Source organism: Paenibacillus sp. FSL R5-0766 (assembly GCF_037971845.1).
In the GTDB taxonomy this organism is placed as follows: domain Bacteria; phylum Bacillota; class Bacilli; order Paenibacillales; family Paenibacillaceae; genus Paenibacillus.
This window is the reverse complement of the sequence record NZ_CP150227.1, coordinates 1,723,048-1,745,183: the sequence shown is the minus strand read 5'-3', so window position 1 is coordinate 1,745,183 and position 22,136 is coordinate 1,723,048. Positions and strand designations below refer to the sequence as shown.

The following is a 22,136-nucleotide window of genomic DNA, read 5'->3' as shown; positions in this document are numbered from 1 at the left end:
AATTTTAACTTGTACATTCTGAAATTTTGTCAAGTGACCCTCTTGCTATCGCATAAGACTACAGAGGTCTCAATTTGTCTTTCTGGAACATTCCAATAGGTATTTAATAGCTTTTTCTTCTCATCAGGTGATACCAGTTTAAAACCATTCTTTAAGTAAAATTTCTTAGCCCATTCAGCTGAGTCCCATGTCCCTATTAAGATCGGTTTATTTGTTAAAGCCACCATATGAGCTAAAAGCTTCGTACCTATTCCGCTATTCCGTTGGTTTGTTCGTACATATGCGTGTCTAATTAAACATACATCACCCTTATCTTGAATTCCCATAACTCCTAATAATTGATTTTTTTCTTCAAACCCCCAAAATACTACACCATCGTTCATTTCGCACTTTAGCTCTTCCAATGTCATATAAGGCTCATGATACCTATCGTCAGGAATTACTCCTTTGTATGCCTTTGCTGCATCATTAATAATCTGATACATTACATCCGTATCCATGCTTTTACACAATCTAATCACGTAATTGGCCTCCTTATGGTTTGATGTCGTTTCGTAGATGTTAACCCACCACCGGCTTAAAAGCACCCGAAAGGGTGCGGCTACTGAGCACAGTTAGTTGGTGCGGGGTTATCCGCCTAATATCCATAGTCTCTCACGAACTCATTATAGATTATATTTCGTTTTCATTCTTTCATATAACTTATAATCCATATTTCGATTTACAATCTCTCCAATTAACTCTTTCCATTTATTTTCAATCCACTTAGGACTTTGTTCTTTCAGAATATCCTCGTTAAATTGACTATCAATATATTCCAAATCTTGTTTAAGCACTCCTATATCCTTAATCAGTTGATTTCTCGATTCTTTTTCTAGCGATACCTTATTCGATAAAATGTCTTCTGTGATTTCGACTCTTATATACGTATACATATCTCTAAACACATTGTAGATTAAATTGGTTGATGATAATTGATCTTCCCTAAAGTCGGAATTCAGAAAGACGAATGATTCTTCACCGACTTTCAAAGATACCGCCACATTTCCTAAGGCATGTATGACTGTTTCCTTAGAAGAGCCGTCCTCTAAGCTTTTTATCACATTATCTAAATTGTAGATGGATTCTTTTACACCCATTTGAGTTCCATGATTCAGTTTAACGGTGTAATTAACTTCTTGATTGTCTTTGTACGCTTTGAATTGATAGTTGAAGTACATACTTATTATCAATCCAACCATTAGTATGATTATTGCTATATTTTTTTTCATTGAATCCCCTCCTAATAGTGCCTGAACTACGTATATGATAACCCATATTGTTACAATTGAGAAAGGTAATTGGCGAATAAGGGAGATTTATTAGTTTTCTCAACCCCGTATCCAATCGATCCAATGGGCTTTGAATACGCTGAATATATGCAGGGTTGTACAAGACGCGAGTATGCAGTCGAACCTTTCGTTATAGTAATAAAACAAAAAGGTCCTCCTTCATCCCATAGGGAATCCGAAGACCTTCCGATACTTTTGGAACCTATCAACTTTAAAAAAGGTAGAGCGTACCACCTTTCGCTGCAAGCGGGATAGTGCCAACAACTACCTATCAAGCCAACAACGCCTGTTCAATTTGGTCCACAATGCCATTGATGCCTGTTGGCCCATAACAACCGATCCATGTCGCGGCATCTACGGAGTATATTTGCTGTCGCTCATCTGTATCAAGCATCCCCCAGACACGTTGCTCTGTGGCAGATATTCCATCTTGCATAAACTCATTACTCAGCAAAAAGTAGTGGCTAGCTTGTACAGCCGGTAATCTCTCAACCGAGATATGATAGGCCGTGTCGGAAGTATCTGCTACAAACAACGGAACGGGCATACCCAGATCCCGGTACAGCACAGCGCCTGTGCGATGAGCAGCAGAATGGACGCGCACGAGGGAATCGAGTGGACGAATCAATGCCACACTTTTTCCTGCCAGTACAGAGGACAATTCCTCGGATAGCAAAGCTGTTCGGCGATGATAATCCGCGATAATCTGCTTGGCCTCTGCACGCTTGTCTGTCAGTTCACCGAATAGACTCAGGATGGTCTGCCAGTTTTCATTACGCTTGAACATGAGCACTGGAGCGATCTGGCTTAACCGTTCAAGATACTGCTCATGAACCTCGGTGCAGATAATCAGATCCGGCGTAAGTCGCTCTACCGCCGGAAGATCGGGGTATTCATACGTACCAAGTAATGCTGTATGCTGGAGTCCTGCCCGAAGTGATTGAGGGAACGTTAACACGGTACTTCCTAGTCCGACACTTCCTACCGGAGACAAGCCTAGTGCAAGCAAATGATCAGCATATTGCACATCGAGGACAGCGATACGCTGTGGTATTTCGGTGACGGTGTACTCCCCGCGCATATGGCAGATGACCGGGCCTTCGGCTGATTCATAGGAAGAAGCTGTACGATTTTGCAGCAAAGCATTCGCATAGTCTGCATCTCTTCTCGAAGCGGCGGCATGCCGATAATGTAGCGGTGGGACGCCATTATATTTTTTAAATGCTCTGCTGAAATAATACATGTCGCGGTAGCCCATTTTTTCAGCAATTTCCCCAATGGAGGCATCCGTATGACGCAGCATGCGTGAGGCACTTTCCATACGCAGCTGAATGACGTATTCCATCGGTCCAAGCTGCTTCTCTTGTTTGAATCGTCGCTGCAGCTGTCTTACACTACAGCCCGCCAGGGCTGCCAGCTCTTTTAGCTCCAAATTCTGACGATAGTGCGATGTGATATAAGAAGCGACTACATCCACCATGTCGGACTCTGCTCCGCCTTGACCCCGTTCATACTCCATGATTAGCTCGTAGATCATTCCTTGGAGCAAAGCGTTGGCATAGAAACGTTCCAGTCCTTCACCACGGCGCCATTTGGCAACGATTTTCTCGGCGTTTTCGATCCATTCCGCATGGGTTGCCGAGTTTTGAACAAATGACCTGCGCAGCGGATGCTTGCGATATGAAGGTACAACAAGAGAGGCTCCCTCTATGGAAGAAGCCTTGTACATAATGACAATATAATGAATGTCCTCTGATCTGGCCGTCAGCGTAAAGGATGATCCCTTCACCACATGACAGGCAAAAGAAGCTCCAATGTGGCAACCCTCGCCATCCATTGCAAGCTCCCCTTCCCCTCCATATGCCAGCAGCAGCACATTTGAAGTTAAATCCGTTTCGTGTAAAACGCTGCCTGTCTGCAAAGTACCGCTATACCCGTCAAGCATCTTGATCGTTGTATCACTCCATAGACTTGTCTGTTCTTGCAGCGGCATTTCTCTCATCTCCTGACAATAGCAAGTAAGTTGTTGCTGTTGTCATTTTAATTGAGATTCTTTCTCATTGTCAATTTTCGGACATTTGAGACAATATTCCCCTGACATCTGGTAATAGAAACAGCAGGTAATCCTCTCACTTTTGGCAACATGCACATTGTTCTTACAATCGGTGAAGCGGGTTAACGGATTCTTCCTCTCACCAAACACCTCCCCGGATGCCACCTGCGTCAGATAGGAAAAGTCCTCTCGGATGATCTTACTTTCCTGCTCTGTCTCGGCTTCATCAGGAGCGAATAGTCGGCCAATCCGTACCATAATATTCTCCCAGAGAATACTCATCGAAAGAGGTGCAATTGCAGCAAGCGTTTTTAACAGTGGTGTAAGCTGTACCGCAAACATCTCCTGGGCCACCTTTTCCCGCCACATGGCTCTGTCTCCCGTTAGTTCTTCAGCCTGAATTCCATTCACCGCTAGAAAAGGAAACCGTGTACCGCCCTCCTGATCTGAGAGTACCGGATGATAGAGAAAGCTGTTCTCCAGCTGAAAGGTTACATGCTGATGATGAAATGTCATTGCGGTCACCAGCGGAGCCGTCCACAGATAGCCAAGTCGCTTGGCTAACATGGAGGCTGCGACTTTCATGTCAGGCGCATCGATATAGTTCTGAAACCAGCGGATATACTCTCGGCACGCCTTTTCGTCATGCAACTCACTCAGAGCAATGGTACGGACACTATGTTCAGGCGGCTCACCGAGCAAAATCGAATAATCCTCTACCGTCTCTTTCCATAAGTCTGTCGAGAGATATCGGTTCATATTAATTCGATCCGAGCAGGGCTTCCGATGCCTGATCTACAATCAGATTAATCGCAAGCGGTCCGTAGTATGCAATCCACAGTGTGGAGTTTACGTCATACGTGCGGTTATTTTTCACAGCATCAAGAGACTGCCATACCGGATTGTTCACCATCGCCTCCGCTTCTGCCGCAAACAGTTCATCCGACAGCACAAAATAACGATCTGCCCCGATCTCAGGCACTTTTTCCATCGAGATTTCTACGGAACCATCTTCATTAATCTCCTGTACCATAGCAGGCATCTTCAGCCCCAAGTCATTGTACATAATACCGCCAATGCGGTGCTCAATACCGTGAACACGAATTCCTTCTTTTCGTGGACGAATGATCGCCACCGTTTCATCACCCAGCTTCTCTGACAATTTTGTCTTCAGCCCGGCGATTTTCTCTTCATACGCTGTACGCACTTTCTCTGCCTCGTCCTGCTTGTCTGTAATCTTAGCCACGGTAGCTAACGTATCACGCCAGTCTTCGTAGAAATCGAGTACCAGGGTAGGTGCAATTTTGCTTACACTTTCATACTGTTTCTCCTGGAAGTCGGTCATGATGATCAGATCTGGGTCGAGTGCTACAATCGCTTCCAGGTTAGGCTCGTCCCGTGTACCCAGAACTTCTACGCCATTCGGTTGGTCTCCTAAATATTCTGGAAAATCGGTATTCCCTCCTGCAATAACACTTCCTGCTGGCTTCTCGCCAATCGCTAACATCTGATCCAAGAACTTAACATCAAGAATTGCAATTCTCTTCGGTTTTTCGTTTAGAGTAATGTCACCCTTCATGCCCTTGATCGTTACGGGAAACGCTCCATCCGTTTGCGTTTCCGCATTCGCAGGTGTCTCCGCTGGCGTTGCTGCAGATTGCTTACCGCTATCTGTACCTGTTGCGGCACCGCAAGCCGTCAGGACTAGAATAAGGGCCAACATCAAGCCCATGAATAATCGTGATTTGTGAGCAGCATATGCCTTGCTTCCGGCAACCTGCCCCTTCGTTCCTTGATTCATGATGAATCCCCCTTATGTATAATACTGATAATGATTTTCATTATCGAAACATAAAGAGAGTATAAACGATCTCCACATCACGTTACCATGTACTTTTGCGACATTTGAGCCGGACTAATGCGACATGGCGAGCGACTTATTCGCCCTTTAATGTCTCAGCGATATACGCTTGCAGTCGGTAAATGTCTGAAAGAAGCTCTTCTTCCTCCGGCGTATTTCCATACTCCCCTAGCCAGCGCGGTGTGCGGATATGCCACTCGTTAGACATGTATTGTTGTTCATCCCGATACGCTATAATGTGCTCCAAGAAATACTCCAAAGAGCCAAAGGATTGTTTATGACTATCGTTGATAATGGATTGTGTTTTTTCAATGATTGCCTGTAACATGTATTGAATATGATCTTCTGGATTCTTAGCGTTAATTTCCATCGGTGACCTCCCCCTATCTCTACAAAAAAAATGAATTAGTATATTATTTAAATGAGCCTAATATTTCTAAACGTAGAATTCTGTTCTGATTAAATACAATAAATCGATGCCCAATGAGTATTGAGACATCGATTCATATCATCTAATTATGAGGTGAATCATGAATATGCGACCAAACATGAAGTTTAGCATTATTGTTAGCGCAGTTATTATTGTCGTTGTTCCTATTATCATTGGATTTTATATGTTGAACAAGGTTGTCGATCCTGAGGAGACAATGGTTACGAGAACTGAAGTTTCTCCTGAGCTTATTACGGTAAAAGGTGGATTTGCAGACAGTATTAGCAGATATCACGGATACTACCTCTCACATCATAACAATTCACTTTTCATTCAGATTAAAGGCAGTAAACTTCCTATCGGTGGTAGTAAAGACTTCACAATTTCATTTTCTAATCCTTATGGGAGTGTTGATGAAATCTACTTATTAGGTCCTGGCAACGCTAAGAAAAAGATTTGGCCGAATCCCTAACTTTCATTGGAATGGATATCATATGATCTGACGCAATCAGCTTCAACCTCTTCTGCTTAACTTCTTAAATGCCAAGTATTCCTGATCAGATTTCATATAACTTAATATCTTTTCTGCACATGCAGCTGAGCTAAGCTTTTCCGTATTCACTTCCAGATCATATTCATCATAGGAGTAGATGTAGTCGAACTGGGAATGGGCAAGTCCAATCTCGCGATCTCCCCTGCTCTACTCTCTTCTGGTGAGTTCTTCTTTCGAGCACTGCACGCCTACAAACAATATCGGATAATCCGATAGTAACTCATAAAAATCATTAAACCACTTGTCATTGCTGATGACCGTATCCACGATGACATTCAAACCCATCTCCGAAAACAGTTTAATGGTTGCACAGTACAACGAATTGATGGGGTCGAACAGGATATCTGTCATCACATGGTGTTCCACTTCTCTTGTCGGCTTCATATCTGGATATGTAGTATCGATAAAATGATCATAATTATGGAGAAATTGATCTACAGATAGATGATGAAACGGAATGTCTCCCTGATTTTTCATTTCCATCGCAATGCTTGTCTTCCCCGAACTTGACGTTCCGTTCAAAAATATAATGAGTCCTCGTTCCATATTGATCACCCTTATCTATGAAATTGGCAGTTCGTTTATCGGCATTCTGTCTATAATGTATCAATGAATCTCTCCATCATTCCGTTTATTTCTTACTCGTCATTCTTCTGTAATTCGGTTCACCCCAGAACATTCCTTTATGACCTTCGTCAACGATCTTTAGCTTTGTTTCAAAATCTTCGTTCGGTTCGATATCATCGATGAAATGCCATCTGCCCTTACTGTCCTGCCCTAATCGGCCGCTGCACCTACAAGGCAGCGGCTTCTTCTCCCAGCGGAAGCATTCTATCTGATCGTTATTGCCACATTGCCTCTCTTACGCCCGGTATCCACATATCGGTGGGCCTCCACAATTTCATCCAAAGCATAGGTTCGATCGATGATCGGTTTTAGTTTGTTTTCCTCGATCAACTCTTTGAGAAAGAGTAAATCGGCTTCTTCCATTTTCGGAAGGCGACTGTTGTTTAGAAAAACACCATTGGGTGTTAGGATTTTTTGGCATTGTGAGGGTTTGGCTTTTATTACGGCATCATAAACGATATCGTATTTCGTTTCTGATTGCGTAAAGTCTTCTTCGGTATAATCGATTACTTTATCCGCTCCTATAGATTCTACCAATCCAAAATTACTTTTACTGCACACCGCTGTGACTTCTGCCTCATAGTATTTCGCAAGTTGAATTGCATACGTCCCAAGGCTACCGGATGCTCCATTGATCAATATTTTCTGACCTGGCTTGATCTTTGCTTTTTGCAAATTTTTCAAAGCTGTAAGTGCTCCCGATGGAACGACCGCAGCTTCTTCGTAGGATAAATGGTTGGGCTTTATTGCAACCATTCCTTTTTTTTCACCGGTTCCGTTTTTCACTTTTTCAGGTAAACAAATGTATTCGGCATAACCCCCACAAAACCCTGTAAGCCCAAAGACCTTGTCTCCTTCCTTAAAGGATTGTACGTCTTTCCCTACCGACTCGATCACACCGGATATTTCCAGGCCAAGTATTAAATTTTTCCTGGGCTTGAGCATGCCAAATACAAGTCTCACCAAGAATGGATCAGCTCTTCGAATACGGGTATCACCAATATGTGCAGTAGCTGCAAAAACTTTAATTAAAACCTCATGGTCTTTCGGTTTAGGCTTTTCCATCTCTTTCATCTGTAGCACTTCTGGCGGTCCGTAATTGGTGCAAATCACAGCTTTCATATGAACCCTCCTATTTCTTAGTGTTTCACTGCCCGGTTCCATGATCGTTGTTAATACATCTGCAGTCCATACTGTTGAGCCTCTCGTGAACATGCTGTTTAATACTCATGATTTATTATCTTTCTCATTGCCGCGTTTAAAATTTCCAGTAATTTTGGCCATTACTAATTGGGTACCCTTATGATCCTTTCCTTCTATTGCTTTTAAAAATTTATCACTCGCCTTACCAGAGAGTATAGTAACTTGCTTTCCCTTCCAGTAAATGAATACTTTATTGTCTTTAGCAGTTTTATAAGTGAACACTTCTTCACTAAGTCTATTTCGCTTGTCAATATTACTAATACGATCACTTCCTTTCTCAATAAGTAAAGAGTAAACAGCGTAAATTAGAACTAATTGTTCTGATATCCCGCAGCGTGAATACATTGTCATCGGATGACTGTGTCTTCTTCGACGATTTGCATAATAAACTCCTTGCATTTCTCTATACATTCCACACACTCATGGTTATTGTATGCACTATAATATGGGTTCATAAATCCATGTTCAGCTTCTATAACTTTTATATTCGTATGCTTTTTATTCCGTAATTTTGCTTCTAAGTCTAATACATTCACTGATTCCTCATGTCTTGCGAAAATTAATAAGGTTGGACAACTTGGTTCTATCTCTAAATAATTTCTTATTCTCGATCCATAAAATCCAATAATTCCATCGACTCCATGCTCGCTACTCATCCATGCAATTGTTGCACCTACGCTAAAACCTATAATGAAAATATATTCATACTTATCTCTTTTAAGATTTACTACATCTACTACTTTAGATAATGCTTGGGTTAATCCAATTTTGTTATAAAAATGTTGATATGCCCTATCCTCTTCATCATATGTAAATGGCTCCCGACCAATGAGATTTGGAATTACGACATCAAAACCTTTCTTGATTAACATGTCACTAAAGTACTTAATATGATCGTTTATTCCATAAATCTCGTGAAGTATAATCATTAAAGTTTGTTTGGAATTATCTTTATTCATAGGTATTCCATCTTTCATCATATACTTTGCACAGGTTTCCGATAACGTTCCTGTATTCATGACCTTATCAGCTTGGATAGATCTTATCTTAACTTCCTTTGAAATTCCACTAAATCACTTTCATTTGCTGGTACATTAAACTGACAGGTGGCTTGAGTTAAATAACCTTCTTGTATTCACGACGGCTGATTCCGCTTCCTTGCTGTTGGCATGCCTTTCCGAATCCTCTTCTAACTTCGTGCCAGACCGAGGGCGGATGCCGATCGCCACTTTTTTACCCTTGTATTCTTCTAAAATCTGTTTCAAAACGCCCACTGCCCTATTCTGGCAAACCGTGTTCGACTCTCCTCCTGGCAATGCATAATCAGGGTCATCAAACATCCTCTTCGAAGCAGGCTCGAACTCTTCATCCGCAATCATATCATCTGAAAAATGCCTTTCCCGCAGATCCTCCATGATCTGAATATCTAATTCTAACGCTGCTGCCACACCCTCTAAGGTCAGAATAGCCCTGGCATAAGGACTTGAGACAATGGCATGTATTCCTTCATTCGTTAATATTTCCGTTATTCGTTCTGCATTCATCTTGCCCTCCAAAGTAAGTCCTCTTGTCCTTTCCGTTCCTTCCGTATACGGTGACTCCGCATGCCTAACCATATACACAATGGTCTTCATAGGATCCTCCTTGAACTCTTTCTGACTTATACAATTAAACTTACAATAAATTTCAGATATGTGTATAGTAGAAATGCAGTAAAATCCCTTACGCCAAATGATAAAGTTATCGAATTCATTCTTGGCGCTGTCATATTTATAAGTCACATTGAAGTCACACATATAACTAGGTGACTGTCCGACAGACCCTCGACGGCTACCTTGAGATGCCCGAAATTCACAGCATCACGTTGGCTAAACTGTGATGCACGCCAATAAGGGCCACGATCTCGTCGTCGCGGCCCTCCTCTCCGCTGCATGATGCCAATCGGTCATGCAGCTTCTTTCAACTATCCACATCAAGATTCCTTTCAAGCAATGCACCTATACGCTCGGCCATCACGTATCGAGGAAGTGGCTTTTCTTTTTTAAACCACCATTCTACTACGCCAACAATTGCCGCCCCCAGAAACTGAACCTCCACATTTATCCCTTCCGTTTTTGCTGCAATGTTTCCCTCTTCGGACATACTGTTCCCTTTCCCCAGTTCTTCAATGAAAAAGACCAGAAACTGATTGCGAAAAAAAGAACTTCCCTTACTCGCCAGCAGTGCGGAGAAAAACAAAGAGTGATTTTCGAAATACTCGAACCACATTTCTACCATATCTCGATAACTGTCATCATCTTCTGTAGCTTCACAGATCTCCCGCAGGTTCGTAATATGTTCTCCGATTAGTTTATCGAGAAGATTGAATTTGTCCGTGTAATGAAGATAGATCGTTCTGCGGCTAACATCCGCTCTGTCAGAGATGTCTTGTATTGTGATTTGATCAAAATCCTTTTCATTCATCAGTTCAATAACTGCCATTTTGATGGCTTCCTGGGATTTACGTACCCTTCGATCCACCTTTAACACTTGAACCCCCCCAGTTTTCTTCATCGTTCATACACAATTTCATTGAACCTGTGAACTAATGCACGAAATTCTACTTTTTAAGAATGGTAATGTTTTAATTTCAGTATACCATTATACATAGATGATAAATAATACACTACTGTGTATTTATGTAGAAATAGGAATGGAGTTAATAAACATGAAAATTGCAGTTGTTGGGGCTACAGGAGGAACTGGAAGGAAAGTAATAGAGCGTGCGCTTGTTTTAGGACAGGAGGTCATCGCGGTCGCTCGTCGACCGGAAGCGGTATCGCCTGCCGAGGGACTCACCGTAAGAAAAGGAGATGTACTAGACGAATATAGCATGGTCAACGCCATTGCGGGGGCAGACGTTGTGATCAGCTGCATAGGTCCTCCTAGTAATTTGTCGCCAGAGTCTGCAGCGAAGAGCTTGGGAAATATCAGAGCTGGAATGCACACAATCGGGGCTAATTTCTCACCCGGCAGGGTCATGTCCGAAGGAATCCCGAATATCATATCAGCATGTCAGCGTACAGGTGTGAAGCGCATTGTTATGCAGAGCGGTATTAATTTGAGCGATGGGAAAGAGCTTTCTCTTATCAACAGGTTGGCGGTGCGTTTGATGCGCAGCATCTTTTGGAAGGCGATTCAGGATAAAGGTATGGCAGAGCAAGCACTCATCCAAAGTGGACTGGATTGGGTCATTGTACGTGCATCCGTGCTTCAATATGCGGAGGGTACGTTGAATTATACAGCAGGACCACTGGCTCGCATCAAACCGCTAGGGGCATTGCCCTTTGCAGACTGTGCCGACTGCCTGGTGCGGGCGGCGACCAGTGAGCCCGAGTGGAAAAATAAGATTGTTAATGTAGGAAGGTAACATTGATAGCGATGACATGGTACATACCACACATCCTGCCAGATATTTCAACTACGTATATGATAACTTATGCGGTACTCTCTTTTTACTGAAATTGGATATGCGATGTTATGGATTGTGAAAAGAAAAAAGAAAGATCATACTCATCCCATAGGGGAATCCAATGATCTTCCGATGCTTTGTGAACTATGCTGTTGTAAAAGGTTGAGCTTGGCGCGGCTTGTGCAATGGCAAGCCGCGTAAGGGTGAGGTGCTGCGCCCAATGGGCAGCACCTCATGGGATGGCACCGCGTCCATAACCGCGGTGCTCACCGTTATAGCATCACGAGCGCATAGCCGTGATGCGTACAAAAAGCGCCACGACCGTTAAGCCGTGGCGCTTCTCCCGTTGCATGCCGCCAACGGGCCATGCAGCTAACCCCAAAGTCGCTGCACCTACATGGCAGCGGCTTCTTCTCCCAGCGGCAGCGTGTAATACTGCGCCTGCTGCCCTTCATGCTGCTGGTACACAACGACCAGCAGCGTCCGGCCCTTCGCGGCAAGCGGGCTGGCGCCAGCTAGCACACGCTCAAGCCGGAACGGAAGCACATCCAATACGGTGTGCTTCTGCAGTTCCTTTTCGCCGAGACCAAGGTCGGCGAAAGCACGGGCACCCATGACCGTCTGTGCGGTCATGGCCGAGGTCATCGGCAACGCACGCGAAGCGTTGCCGTCCACCATGTCCGCCGCTCCATCCGCGGCGGACCCTGTTGCGTCGCCCGAAGTGAGCGACGCTGCACCCCCGGCTTCGCTGCCGATCACACTCGCCGCATCTGCGGCAGAGTCTTCCTCGGCAGCAGCCGAACTTCCCACAGCGGCACTCGGACCCGTGCCGCTGCTTTCCAGCCATGCCGTGCCTGCGGCACCGGCAACACGTGGCAGTCGAACGTCTTCCGGACGTTCAGCCAACGTTTTCATATAACCCGCCCACTGGTCTTTCTGGAGCGGATCTTCCCACCAGATTTTGCGTGGTTTGTATTTGTGACCGAGGAAATAATCCAGCTTCATCAGGCCGAGCACGATATCCATATGCGGCGTGTTCCGCGACTCCAGGAAGCTGTGCAGACGAGTGAACAGATCCTCCAGTTGGTGACCAATCTTCTGCCACCCCTGACCCTCCCAGTAATCCCCGAATGCTTGGAAGAAATCGAACGGTGAATTGAACTCCTGCTCCATCAGATACTTCAGCGTATGGTCCATCCGGTGTGCGTTCCAGTATTTCTCCAGCACATCCTCCAGCCGCTTCAAGCGCACAATGTCGCTGAACGGCAACACGTCACTGCCCAGGATCTCATATGGCGCGTGATCCATGTATGTGTAGTTGTACTTTTCCGCATCCAGACGCAGACCCGTACCACGCAGCATTTTAAGGAATCCGAGCTGAAGCTCTTCTGGCCCCAGTGCAAATACATCGTTAAACGTTTTGCGGAACGTATTGTAATCTTCTTCCGGCAGTCCGGCGATGAGATCCAGATGCTGATCGATTTTACCGCTAGCTTTCACCTTGTTCACGGTCCGGCTCAGCTTGGTAAAGTTCTGGCGACGTTTCACCAGTTCATTTGTCGGATCGTTCGTAGACTGAACCCCGATCTCGAACCGGAATGTGCCTGGTGGCGCATTCTCTGCCAGATAGTCCAGTACTTCAGGACGCATAATATCCGCCGTAATTTCAAACTGGAATACCGTCCCCTGATGATTCTCAATCAGGAATTTGAACATTTCGAGCGCATAATCCCGTTTGATATTAAACGTCCGGTCTACAAACTTGATCAGCTTCGCGCCCTTCTCGATCAGGTACAGAATATCCGACTTCGTCCGCTCAATATCGTAATACCGCACGCCGACCTCAATACTGGACAGACAGAACTGACAACTGAACGGACAGCCCCGACTGGTCTCAAAATAAACAACCCGTTTCCCGAGATCCGGGATATCCTCTTCAAATCGATGCGGTGACGGCAGATCGTTCAGATCCGCCTTTGGCCGCCCTGGCATGAGAATGACCTCTTCCCCTTTACGGTAAGCCAGTCCATAGACAAAGTGAAACTTCTTGCTTCCTTCCAGCTCCGTCAAAAGCTGATGCAGCGTCTCTTCCCCTTCACCCATCACGATGAAATCGACATTAGGAATCCGCTTCATCCAATATTCCGTGTCGTAGGACACTTCCGGTCCGCCCAGCAGAATTTTCACGTTCGGCATAACCTTTTTCAGATTATCAATGACCTTGATCGTCTCTTCAATGTTCCAGATGTAACACGAGAACCCAATCACGTCCGCCCCGCGCTGGTACAGATCAGACACAATATTCATCACCGGATCCTTAATCGTATACTCCGCCAGGTCAATATCAAAATCCTTCTCACTGTACGCCTTCAGACACCGCAAGGCCAAGGAGGTATGGATGTACTTTGCATTTAATGTAGAAAGAATAACCTTCATGGTTCACAACCTTTGCCTGGACACCCAGACCATATTTTTTTGGTAAAAGGAAAGCATCACAGCCATCCTGCCCCGGATGCTGTTCATCTAAACCTCTTTTGAACTAGCCATTCCATGTCTCATGGACATATCCAACTTTTGTCTTTCAAAGAGTGGACACTCTTTTCAAAAGGACATATACACCTCGCCAAACTCAAACCACAACATACAGTATGAATTTCGCTAAATAAAACTACATGCTGTATACGATACTATCGACCATTTCTAACGCCAATGTCCACCCTTTGAAAGACAATCTACTTTGTTTTGTCCACACGACAGAGACACCACAATTAACTTCAAACTCAACTATACCTTCGCATACTACTCATACTCGTAAAACGCATCGTCATCCGTATCCACTTCTTCGCCCGATTGCTTCTGGAAAAACTCCAGGAACGGCAGTCCATACTTGCGGTACTTCACCTCACCGACCCCTTTGATATCCAGCATGTCACGTTCTGTCTGTGGACATAACACACTCATCTCACGCAGGGTCGCGTCATTGAAGATAATGTACGATGGTACATGCTCTTTCGCCGCCAGATCACGACGGATCAGACGAAGTTGTTCAAATACCGTCTCATTAACCGCAGATGGCATCGCATCGCGTCCGCGACGTCCGCCGTAGTTCGTACCCGAAGCTGTTGCCGCTGTCTTTCGGACCACACGCTGCATCACTTCACGCTGGCCTTTAAGTACTTCCACCGCCAGGGGCTGCAAACGCACAACCGGATACTGTCCCTCAGACAGCATCAGATATCCTTCCGATACCATCACGTTGATAATCTCCGATATTTCGCGCTCTGTCCGATTGCCCATCACACCGTAGGTTGGCAGAGAGTTGAAGCCGTAATCAAGCACTTTTTTGGCACGGGAGCCTTTGAGTACCGAAGCGACCAGCGATACACCATACCGTTCACGCATGCGGTGAATGCAACTGAATATTTTCTGTGCATCAATCGTCATGTCTACCAACTCGCGGTCGTCCGTACAGGAACTGCAAGTACCGCAAGGTGTATCGTCATGCACCTCACCGAAATAATCCAGCTGTGCACTGCGCAGACAGCGGGTCGTGTAACAGTAATCCACCATCTGCTGCAGCTTCCGGTAATCGTTCTGTTTGCGGTCGCCCTCCATCGGATTCTGCTCAATCAGGAACTTCTGGGTGATAATGTCCTGTGCTCCAAACAGCAAAATGCACTGACTTGGCTCACCGTCCCGTCCCGCACGCCCGGCTTCCTGTACGTATGCCTCCATGTTCTTCGGCATGCTGTTATGAATCACGTATCGCACGTTCGATTTATCAATCCCCATCCCAAACGCATTGGTCGCCACCATCACTCGGATATCATCATACAAAAAAGCTTCCTGGCTCTGGGACCGTTCATCGTCCGTCATCCCGGCATGATAACGTCCTGCGGGCAATCCCGCCTGCAACAAACGCTGATGCAGGTCGTCCACGTCCTTACGGGTCGCGGCGTACACAATGCCCGGCTCGCTGGCATGCTCGCGCGCATAATTCAGGACAAAGTCCTTCTTGCTCTCACCGCGCAGCACGCTAAACGCCAGATTATCCCGCCCCAGTCCGGTCACATACGTCTGCGGGTCCTGCAAACGCAACAGCCGCAGGATATCGCCCATGACCTCGGGCGTCGCTGTAGCCGTGAAGGCCGCAACCACCGGCCGCTCCGGCAAACTGTCCACAAACGGCGCTACCGCCAGGTAGCTTGTCCGAAAATCATGCCCCCACTGCGACACACAATGGGCCTCATCCACGGCAACGCAAGAGATCGGCAAATAGCCCATCTCCTCGCGGAACCAATCCAGCTCCAGTCGCTCAGGCGCGACATAGAGCAACTTCAACTCACCGCGCTGCGCCGCGCGGATGCGATCATTCACTTCTTTGCCGCTAAGTGTACTATTAATATACGCGGCAGCAATTCCGGCGGTCGTCAACGCATCGACCTGGTCCTTCATCAATGAGATCAACGGGGAGACAACAAGTGTCAGTCCCGAATATAACAGGGCGGGGATCTGATAACAGATCGACTTACCGCCCCCGGTTGGCATAATGCCGAGCGTATCTTCACGTTCGAGCAGGCTGGCTACAATCTTTTTCTGTCCCTCACGGAAGTCGGGGTAGCCATAATATTTTTGCAGGAGACCCTGCGCTTCTTCAATAGTAGGTGTTTGCACACTCATGTAAAGACTCCTTACTTATCACCGGTGTTCTTCCACCAGCTTGGTCCGATCCGATTCTGACATCCGAAAGCGGCTCATATACCGCATCCTTGACAACAAAATGGCGTTCTCATGACTTGTCCGTCAAGCAAACGCCGCTCCCTTTAGTTTAACGGCCCAGCCCCGAATGAGCAACCGTGTTTTACTGTAAAACGTTTGAAGCTTCTTCATTAAAATAAAAACAACCGTCCTGCCCTAGTTGGACAAAACGATTGCATTCATTTCAACATACAATAAGAGCTTAATTAACAACTAGTTTGTATTGTATACGCTCCTAGCCTTTCAATGACTGTATCTCAGGCTCAGTTAGCCACTCAATCATAGAAGCTTCGTCATGTAAATATTTCTGGCGCTCTTCATACAAACGACGTGCTTCCCGATCCTGACTCAAGAACTCCAGCGTATCCATTACTTTTTTAACCCCAGATTCATTCATGTTGTATCACCTGCTTTTGCATTCATACGATAATACAATCCTTTCCTCTGCATCAGTTGTTCATGCGTTCCATCCTCGGCAATTCGGCCATGTTCCATCACAAGGATGCGGGAGCACTGACGAGCAACCTCCATGCGATGTGTGACGAGTAACCCTATTCTGCCTTTCATAAAGTTCAGCAAGTGATTCATCACGTTCTGTTCTGTCTGAATATCCAATGATGAAGTTGGTTCGTCCAGAATATACAGATCAGATGACCTCATAAAGAGCCTGGCAAGCGACAGTCGCTGCTGTTGGCCTCCAGATAAATTGGCCCCTTTCTCTTGCAACATTGCTGCGTATTGTCCTTCCTGTGCCTCAATATATTCATGCAAACCTGCCCGCTCTGCCGCAAACTTCACTCTGTCCAATGTAGCGTCTGAACTCAGACGAATATTATCTTCAATCGTTCCTGTGAAAAAAGTTGGTGTCTGCGGCATATACGTCAGTCTGGATTGGTTATCCATTTCTATATACTCTGCAACATGTTTATCACCCAGCAAAACGCTTCCGTTTGTTGGCTCGATCAGCCCTGCACACACTTGGCACAGTGTAGATTTGCCAGCACCACTGGCGCCAACTACAGCAACCAGTTCACCAGGAACCAGATTAAGCGTAATCTGATCCAAAATCTTGCGACCACTGTCTTCATCGGTTACCGTAACCTGTTGAAGACGTAGCATAGCAATTTCGTTCTCTTTATGTGTATTCCCTTGATCTTGGTTACAACTTCCCTGTGCTAGCTCCTCGTGCTTAGTATTGGATGTGTATGTCTTCTTGTTCTCCGCCAATTTCAACCATGCAGAGATACGTCCAAATGCACCCACGCTGGCTTGCATCTGACTCCACTGGCTGGACAAGCCGAGTACTGGCCACACCACCAGTTCAAACAGCAGACTACTTGCAACAACCATGCCCGGTGACAGAGTTCCCCTAGCCGCTGACAAAGCAATAAGGAACAACGCTGCCAATTGAGCCAGACCAAACACCGCCATCGCCACGTTATCCGACATACTCAGGGTCATCTGCAACTTAGCCTGAACACGATTCAGTGATTGCTGTTGTGTCCGAAAACGAGCGAGAAACCACGGTGAAGCATTATACATCTGAATCACCGGTATCCCTTCAACATACTGTTGGATCTGTTCTTGGGATTCGCCTTCCCTGGATTCGACCTCATCGGACAGATGTACAATTCGCTGATCATACAACCTCGCCGTAAACCAGATTGCCCCTGCACTTACCAAGGCAATAACCGCAACCCATGCATCTGCTCTGTACAAGTAACCCAGCGATAGAGCAATGATGAATACAACCGTAACACCCTCTGCAATAGCCTCCACAACTTCTGCACCATGCTTGGTGTCTTCCTTGATGCGAAGCATCACATCCCCGGACTTCTGTCTGCGCACCCAGGAATAGGGCATCCGGTTTAACAGTTTCAACAGATCCATGGACATATCCCGTTGTATCGATTCCTTGAGCCATACCAGCACATAACGATGCATCGCGAGTAATACGATAAACCCTGCCAGAATGGCGATAAAGATGATCGCTGTAGCATTAAGCTGCTCCTGTCCCCCATCATGAATAGCATCCACGAAGAATCCCTGTACAAAGGCAAGTCCCCAATCAAAGACCGCATCTGCGGCGATAAAAATGAGCAAGATCGCTACAGCTAATCCATAAGGCTTCATCCAGCGAAAAATGACGGGCCATACGGTCGCCAATGATACAGCTTGTTTTGGGTCATCTGGAACATCACTTTCGTTCATCTGATGATGAGCTTCTATTTCAGACTTTTCATTTTCATTATTTTCATTTATCTCATATGCTCCGCTTTTCTCATGACTGCTTTTCATTTCAACGTCATCGGCATATGCTGCATCTTCGATCTTGTTACTCATGCTGTTCCTCCACTTCCGTATCCTGCTCCGCAATATAACTTCGATATCCGTTTGGCCGATCCAGCAATTCACGATGAGTCCCCGTATCTTCGACGCGTCCCTTCTGAATATAGATGACCTGATCTGCCCGTTCTATCAGCGATAATCGATGAGTAACTGCAATAACCGTTGTGCCTTTGTCAGTAGTGATTCGGGCAAAGAGATCATTCAATCTTTGCTCATGCCACGGGTCTTGAGATGACGTCGGTTCATCCAACAATAGTATATCCGGGTTCCTCAGCATCGCTCTCGCTAAACTAATACGCTGAAGCTCACCACCCGACATCGTCCCGCCCTGTGGCTGAAGCTCTGTCCCATAGCCAAGCGATTGACGCATAATCGCGTCATGTGCATGTGTCATGTGGGCCGCGACCTCTACTTGATCGGCAGATACCCCCTCCTGACCAAAAACAATATTCTCTTCCACTGTACCTGTGAAAATAAAGGCTTGTTGCGGAACATACACCTGATTGACATGCCCAGTCTGACCTTCGTGCATATCCTTCAGTGAACTCTTCTGATCCATGACCTGGATCGAACCAGTAACAGGTCTATCTAATCCGGCTATTAATTTCAATAACGTGGTTTTCCCGCATCCACTTGGCCCTGTGATTACAGTAAGCTTTCCTTTCTTGGCTTCAAAAGTAATATCCGTTAACACTTCTTCTTGCTCCGCATACCTATAAGACACATGCTGCACGTTGATGCCAGCCGGTTTAGATTGCTTTTCAAGCTGGCCTAAATGCGTATCGGACCGTACATATGTATTTGTACCGGTATTAGCAACCGTGTTCTTTCTCTCCAAATCCAGCACCTCAAAGATTCTGGACGCATGAGAAGCCGAACCAATAAAATCATTCCACAACCCAGATAACGATTCAATCGGACGAGTTAACTGACTGCTTGCTACCAGAAAAGCTGCCAATCCTCCTACATCCATATGTCCATTCAGGACCTGCATGCCGCCTAGATAGAGAATCAGAATCATGCCACCATACGTCGAGACCCGTCCGGCTGCTTCCGAAAGTCGTTGTAACACAGATACGGACATCGTATGTCTGAACACTTGATCCATTCGATCTTTGAAATGATAGTGTACATAACCCGCGAGTCCGTAACTTCGGATCTCAACTGGGGCTTGGATGATTTCAGTCAGTATCTCATCTCTTGACGCTGCGCTGGCATTCAACTGATCATGCCGTCTTTGTAGACGTTTACCAAGTCCTACCGTTACAAGAGGATAGATCAATGTGAATGCAATGATAGCCAACGACAGCGGCAAGTTCACCCAGCTGAAGTAAGCAAAGGCAAGAATCAGCTGAATGATATTTTTCGCGAGTTCAATGCCATGTTGATTGATCCCTTTCTGTGCTTCCTTGGCTGAAGTCCAGATCCTAGAGGTTAGGTCACCTGTATGATAATGTGCCAGATCACGTGTCTCTGTGTTGCTAAAGGATGAGAGCAGTAGAGACTGTACAGACAATAATGTCTTTTGCTGGAATAACGTCTCGACCCTCGTCATGAATGCGGTTACAATCAATCGTAATACTACAATGCTAACGCCTATGATCAACCCTGAGTAGAGTAACGAAAACTGTGCTTCAGTCGCGCCTTTGACCAGTCTTCGGATCGATTCCAAATAACCGACCTCAATCAGGGAGACCATACATGCGGCGAAAAGTAACAGAATGATGAACATACGGTACTTGCCCGTTAGTGTCCATAATCGAATTAACATGCCTAACGTTGTATAATTTTTTTTGTCAGCAAACATGGATGCTTTCTCCAATCTTGTCATTAAATTATGTACTTGGTTATGATATCATCGGTGATAAGGAAAAAATGAACATTTATTGCTGTAAGTACTATTAGAAGTAGGGAGATTGATATGCAACACGATCTGCTAGACACTCTGGATAAGCTATTCGACTACATAGAAGACCATATTCAAGACAAATTAACGCTGGATCATCTGGCATCTGTGACTCATATATCCAAATTCCACCTGCATCGCATGTTCAAACATGTCAGCGGACAACTGCCTGGAGAATACATTCGTTCACGCAAATTGGCACGCAGCCTGGAGCAATTGGTGAACCTGAATTGGAAAATTATCGATATCAGCGGACATTACGCTTTTGAACATGAACAATCCTACATACGTGCTTTCAAACAAGCCTTCGGCATTACACCCCTGCAGTATCGCAAACAGGGAGCTGGAAACCTTGAATTCACAGCCCGCATGACTTCATCCATGATCACAACGCTTCCATATGGATATATTTTCAAACCAACGTATGTACGAAAACCGGCCATGAAACTCATTGGGCAACGATCCCACATTTGGTATGCAGACAATGAAGAGCACTATGAAGCCAATTCAGCAGGCAACGACTTTTTCGAAAAACACTTTCATTCGATTCCTAACGTGTTGCAACCCAACGTATATATCGGATTTACCAATGAAATTAACGAGGATTACAGTACATATCAGCCGTCTGTAGAAGTAACCAGTCTGGATCATATCCCTGAAGAACTGGACGGAATTGAGGTCCCGGCCAACCAGTATGCCGTATTCAAATTTGTCTGTGATTTCCATCCAAGTCTCATCAATATTGATCATCTGGACAGTGTCTGGACATTTATCGATGAATATTGGCAGAGCCATTCGGGGTACGAGAAGAGTGATCCCTACTATTTTGAAAGAATTGATGGCAGTCTGGCTCAGGACCACTACGGAGAGTTGGACATTTATATTCCTGCAAAGCAAATTTCACTGTAAGCTGCATATGGAGGTTCAACCTTATGGACTCAAATACTCAAGCTAATTCAAGTTCATCCAATACAAATTCTAGCAAACCTTGGATACGTAGACACCCGTTTTTCACCACATTTACGTTACTGATTCTTATCCTATTTACTGCCGTATTCCTGTATTTCTGGCTCCGTCCATACTTCTCCACATTTGACCGTTCCGAACAGGGGGAATTGAGCTATTCGATGCCTTCACGGAATGGTGACTATACTGCCGAAATTTACGGTGTACCTTACGGTGGTGCGGCAGGCGGCGTTACAATCTGGGTCGATGTAAAGAAGACAAATGCCCCTGAGGACGCCACGGTAAAAACGATCTATCGTGCCAAGCACCACGGAAATAACCATCTCGAATGGGAAAGTGAAAACACACTCCGGATTGAAAACTGGAATGAATATACAGATGAGACCATTACCCTCAACATCGATGACGAAATATATGATGGATGGGGCTGGGCGTGTAAGAGCTTACGGATGAAAGATCAGTCTTTGCGATGCATGGCACCCGAAAAGTAAAGACTTAACAGCTAATATGACGGCTCTGAACACTCGACGGCTCATCTTGATGAGTAATCCTCACTGCACCGCATGTCAGAAGTTGCACGCTGCACGAGAAGCGTAAAAAGCCCCACTCACCGATTCTTCCGGTCAAGCGGGGCTGCTCTTGTTCTGC

General features: G+C 45.5%; 21 protein-coding genes and 1 pseudogene. 4 read left to right on the top strand and 18 right to left on the bottom strand.

Annotation, left to right across the window (positions count from 1 at the left end):
* Positions 1-29 precede the first annotated feature (29 nt).
* The 6 genes from MKY66_RS07775 to MKY66_RS07750 form a co-directional block, all read right to left on the bottom strand.
* Entirely contained in the window at positions 30-500 is a 471-nt protein-coding gene (locus MKY66_RS07775) for a GNAT family N-acetyltransferase (protein ID WP_339807115.1), read from the bottom strand.
* A gap of 165 nt (positions 501-665) precedes the next feature.
* Positions 666-1,271 (bottom strand): oxidoreductase, encoded by a 606-nt coding sequence (locus tag MKY66_RS07770; RefSeq protein ID WP_076209382.1) that lies wholly within the window; start codon positions 1,269-1,271, stop codon positions 666-668.
* Between the two features lie 331 nt (positions 1,272-1,602).
* Entirely contained in the window at positions 1,603-3,324 is a 1,722-nt protein-coding gene (locus MKY66_RS07765) for a helix-turn-helix domain-containing protein (RefSeq protein WP_076209383.1), read from the bottom strand.
* A 42-nt stretch (positions 3,325-3,366) separates the two neighbouring features.
* Positions 3,367-4,143 (bottom strand): IucA/IucC family C-terminal-domain containing protein, encoded by a 777-nt coding sequence (locus tag MKY66_RS07760; RefSeq protein WP_076209384.1) that lies wholly within the window; start codon positions 4,141-4,143, stop codon positions 3,367-3,369.
* Position 4,144: 1 nt separating this feature from the next.
* Positions 4,145-5,185 (bottom strand): iron-siderophore ABC transporter substrate-binding protein, encoded by a 1,041-nt coding sequence (locus MKY66_RS07755; protein WP_076209385.1) that lies wholly within the window; start codon positions 5,183-5,185, stop codon positions 4,145-4,147.
* A gap of 136 nt (positions 5,186-5,321) precedes the next feature.
* Positions 5,322-5,615 (bottom strand): hypothetical protein, encoded by a 294-nt coding sequence (locus tag MKY66_RS07750; protein ID WP_076209386.1) that lies wholly within the window; start codon positions 5,613-5,615, stop codon positions 5,322-5,324.
* Positions 5,616-5,775: 160 nt separating this feature from the next.
* On the opposite strand from MKY66_RS07750, the gene MKY66_RS07745 reads away from it, so the two are divergent.
* Entirely contained in the window at positions 5,776-6,147 is a 372-nt protein-coding gene (locus tag MKY66_RS07745) for a hypothetical protein (protein WP_076209387.1), read from the top strand.
* 42 nt (positions 6,148-6,189) lie between these two features.
* On the opposite strand, the pseudogene MKY66_RS07740 reads toward MKY66_RS07745, so the two are convergent.
* The 7 genes and pseudogenes from MKY66_RS07740 to MKY66_RS07710 form a co-directional block, all read right to left on the bottom strand.
* Positions 6,190-6,774, bottom strand: a pseudogene (locus MKY66_RS07740) (AAA family ATPase).
* A gap of 85 nt (positions 6,775-6,859) precedes the next feature.
* Positions 6,860-7,033, bottom strand: a complete 174-nt coding sequence (locus tag MKY66_RS07735) for a DUF3024 domain-containing protein (protein ID WP_256704144.1) — start codon at positions 7,031-7,033, stop codon at positions 6,860-6,862.
* Positions 7,034-7,059: 26 nt separating this feature from the next.
* Positions 7,060-7,977 (bottom strand): NAD(P)-dependent alcohol dehydrogenase, encoded by a 918-nt coding sequence (locus tag MKY66_RS07730; RefSeq protein ID WP_076209388.1) that lies wholly within the window; start codon positions 7,975-7,977, stop codon positions 7,060-7,062.
* Positions 7,978-8,082: 105 nt separating this feature from the next.
* On the bottom strand, positions 8,083-8,319 hold the full coding sequence (locus MKY66_RS07725; protein ID WP_076209533.1) for a hypothetical protein: 237 nt from the start codon (positions 8,317-8,319) through the stop codon (positions 8,083-8,085).
* 86 nt (positions 8,320-8,405) lie between these two features.
* A complete protein-coding gene (locus tag MKY66_RS07720) occupies positions 8,406-9,077 on the bottom strand; it encodes a dienelactone hydrolase family protein (RefSeq protein WP_256704132.1) in 672 nt (223 codons plus the stop codon).
* A gap of 75 nt (positions 9,078-9,152) precedes the next feature.
* Entirely contained in the window at positions 9,153-9,692 is a 540-nt protein-coding gene (locus tag MKY66_RS07715) for a histidine phosphatase family protein (protein WP_256704133.1), read from the bottom strand.
* A 325-nt stretch (positions 9,693-10,017) separates the two neighbouring features.
* Entirely contained in the window at positions 10,018-10,587 is a 570-nt protein-coding gene (locus MKY66_RS07710) for a TetR/AcrR family transcriptional regulator (RefSeq protein WP_076209389.1), read from the bottom strand.
* 178 nt (positions 10,588-10,765) lie between these two features.
* On the opposite strand from MKY66_RS07710, the gene MKY66_RS07705 reads away from it, so the two are divergent.
* The gene (locus tag MKY66_RS07705) at positions 10,766-11,467 is read left to right on the top strand and encodes an NAD(P)H-binding protein (protein WP_076209390.1); all 702 of its coding nucleotides are present in this window, start codon (positions 10,766-10,768) and stop codon (positions 11,465-11,467) included.
* Positions 11,468-11,902: 435 nt separating this feature from the next.
* On the opposite strand, the gene MKY66_RS07700 is transcribed toward MKY66_RS07705, so the two are convergent.
* From MKY66_RS07700 to MKY66_RS07680, 5 genes are all read right to left on the bottom strand, one after another.
* Positions 11,903-13,945, bottom strand: coding sequence for a B12-binding domain-containing radical SAM protein (locus tag MKY66_RS07700; RefSeq protein WP_076209391.1), 2,043 nt, complete (start codon positions 13,943-13,945; stop codon positions 11,903-11,905).
* A 363-nt stretch (positions 13,946-14,308) separates the two neighbouring features.
* Positions 14,309-16,189, bottom strand: coding sequence for a DNA helicase RecQ (recQ, locus tag MKY66_RS07695; protein WP_076209392.1), 1,881 nt, complete (start codon positions 16,187-16,189; stop codon positions 14,309-14,311).
* A 313-nt stretch (positions 16,190-16,502) separates the two neighbouring features.
* The gene (locus MKY66_RS07690; RefSeq protein ID WP_179088475.1) at positions 16,503-16,664 is read right to left on the bottom strand and encodes a hypothetical protein; all 162 of its coding nucleotides are present in this window, start codon (positions 16,662-16,664) and stop codon (positions 16,503-16,505) included.
* Positions 16,661-18,400, bottom strand: coding sequence for an ABC transporter ATP-binding protein (locus MKY66_RS07685; protein ID WP_256704145.1), 1,740 nt, complete (start codon positions 18,398-18,400; stop codon positions 16,661-16,663). The genes MKY66_RS07690 and MKY66_RS07685 overlap by 4 nt, the downstream gene beginning before the upstream one ends.
* 202 nt (positions 18,401-18,602) lie before the next feature.
* Positions 18,603-20,423, bottom strand: a complete 1,821-nt coding sequence (locus MKY66_RS07680) for an ABC transporter ATP-binding protein (RefSeq protein WP_076209394.1) — start codon at positions 20,421-20,423, stop codon at positions 18,603-18,605.
* 114 nt (positions 20,424-20,537) lie between these two features.
* Between MKY66_RS07680 and MKY66_RS07675 the strand changes: the two genes are divergently transcribed.
* Both MKY66_RS07675 and MKY66_RS07670 read left to right on the top strand, forming a co-directional pair.
* Positions 20,538-21,431: a helix-turn-helix domain-containing protein gene (locus MKY66_RS07675; RefSeq protein ID WP_076209395.1), complete on the top strand. Its 894-nt coding sequence runs from the start codon at positions 20,538-20,540 to the stop codon at positions 21,429-21,431.
* Positions 21,432-21,454: 23 nt separating this feature from the next.
* A complete protein-coding gene (locus tag MKY66_RS07670; RefSeq protein WP_076209396.1) occupies positions 21,455-21,979 on the top strand; it encodes a DUF5412 family protein in 525 nt (174 codons plus the stop codon).
* Positions 21,980-22,136 lie beyond the last annotated feature (157 nt).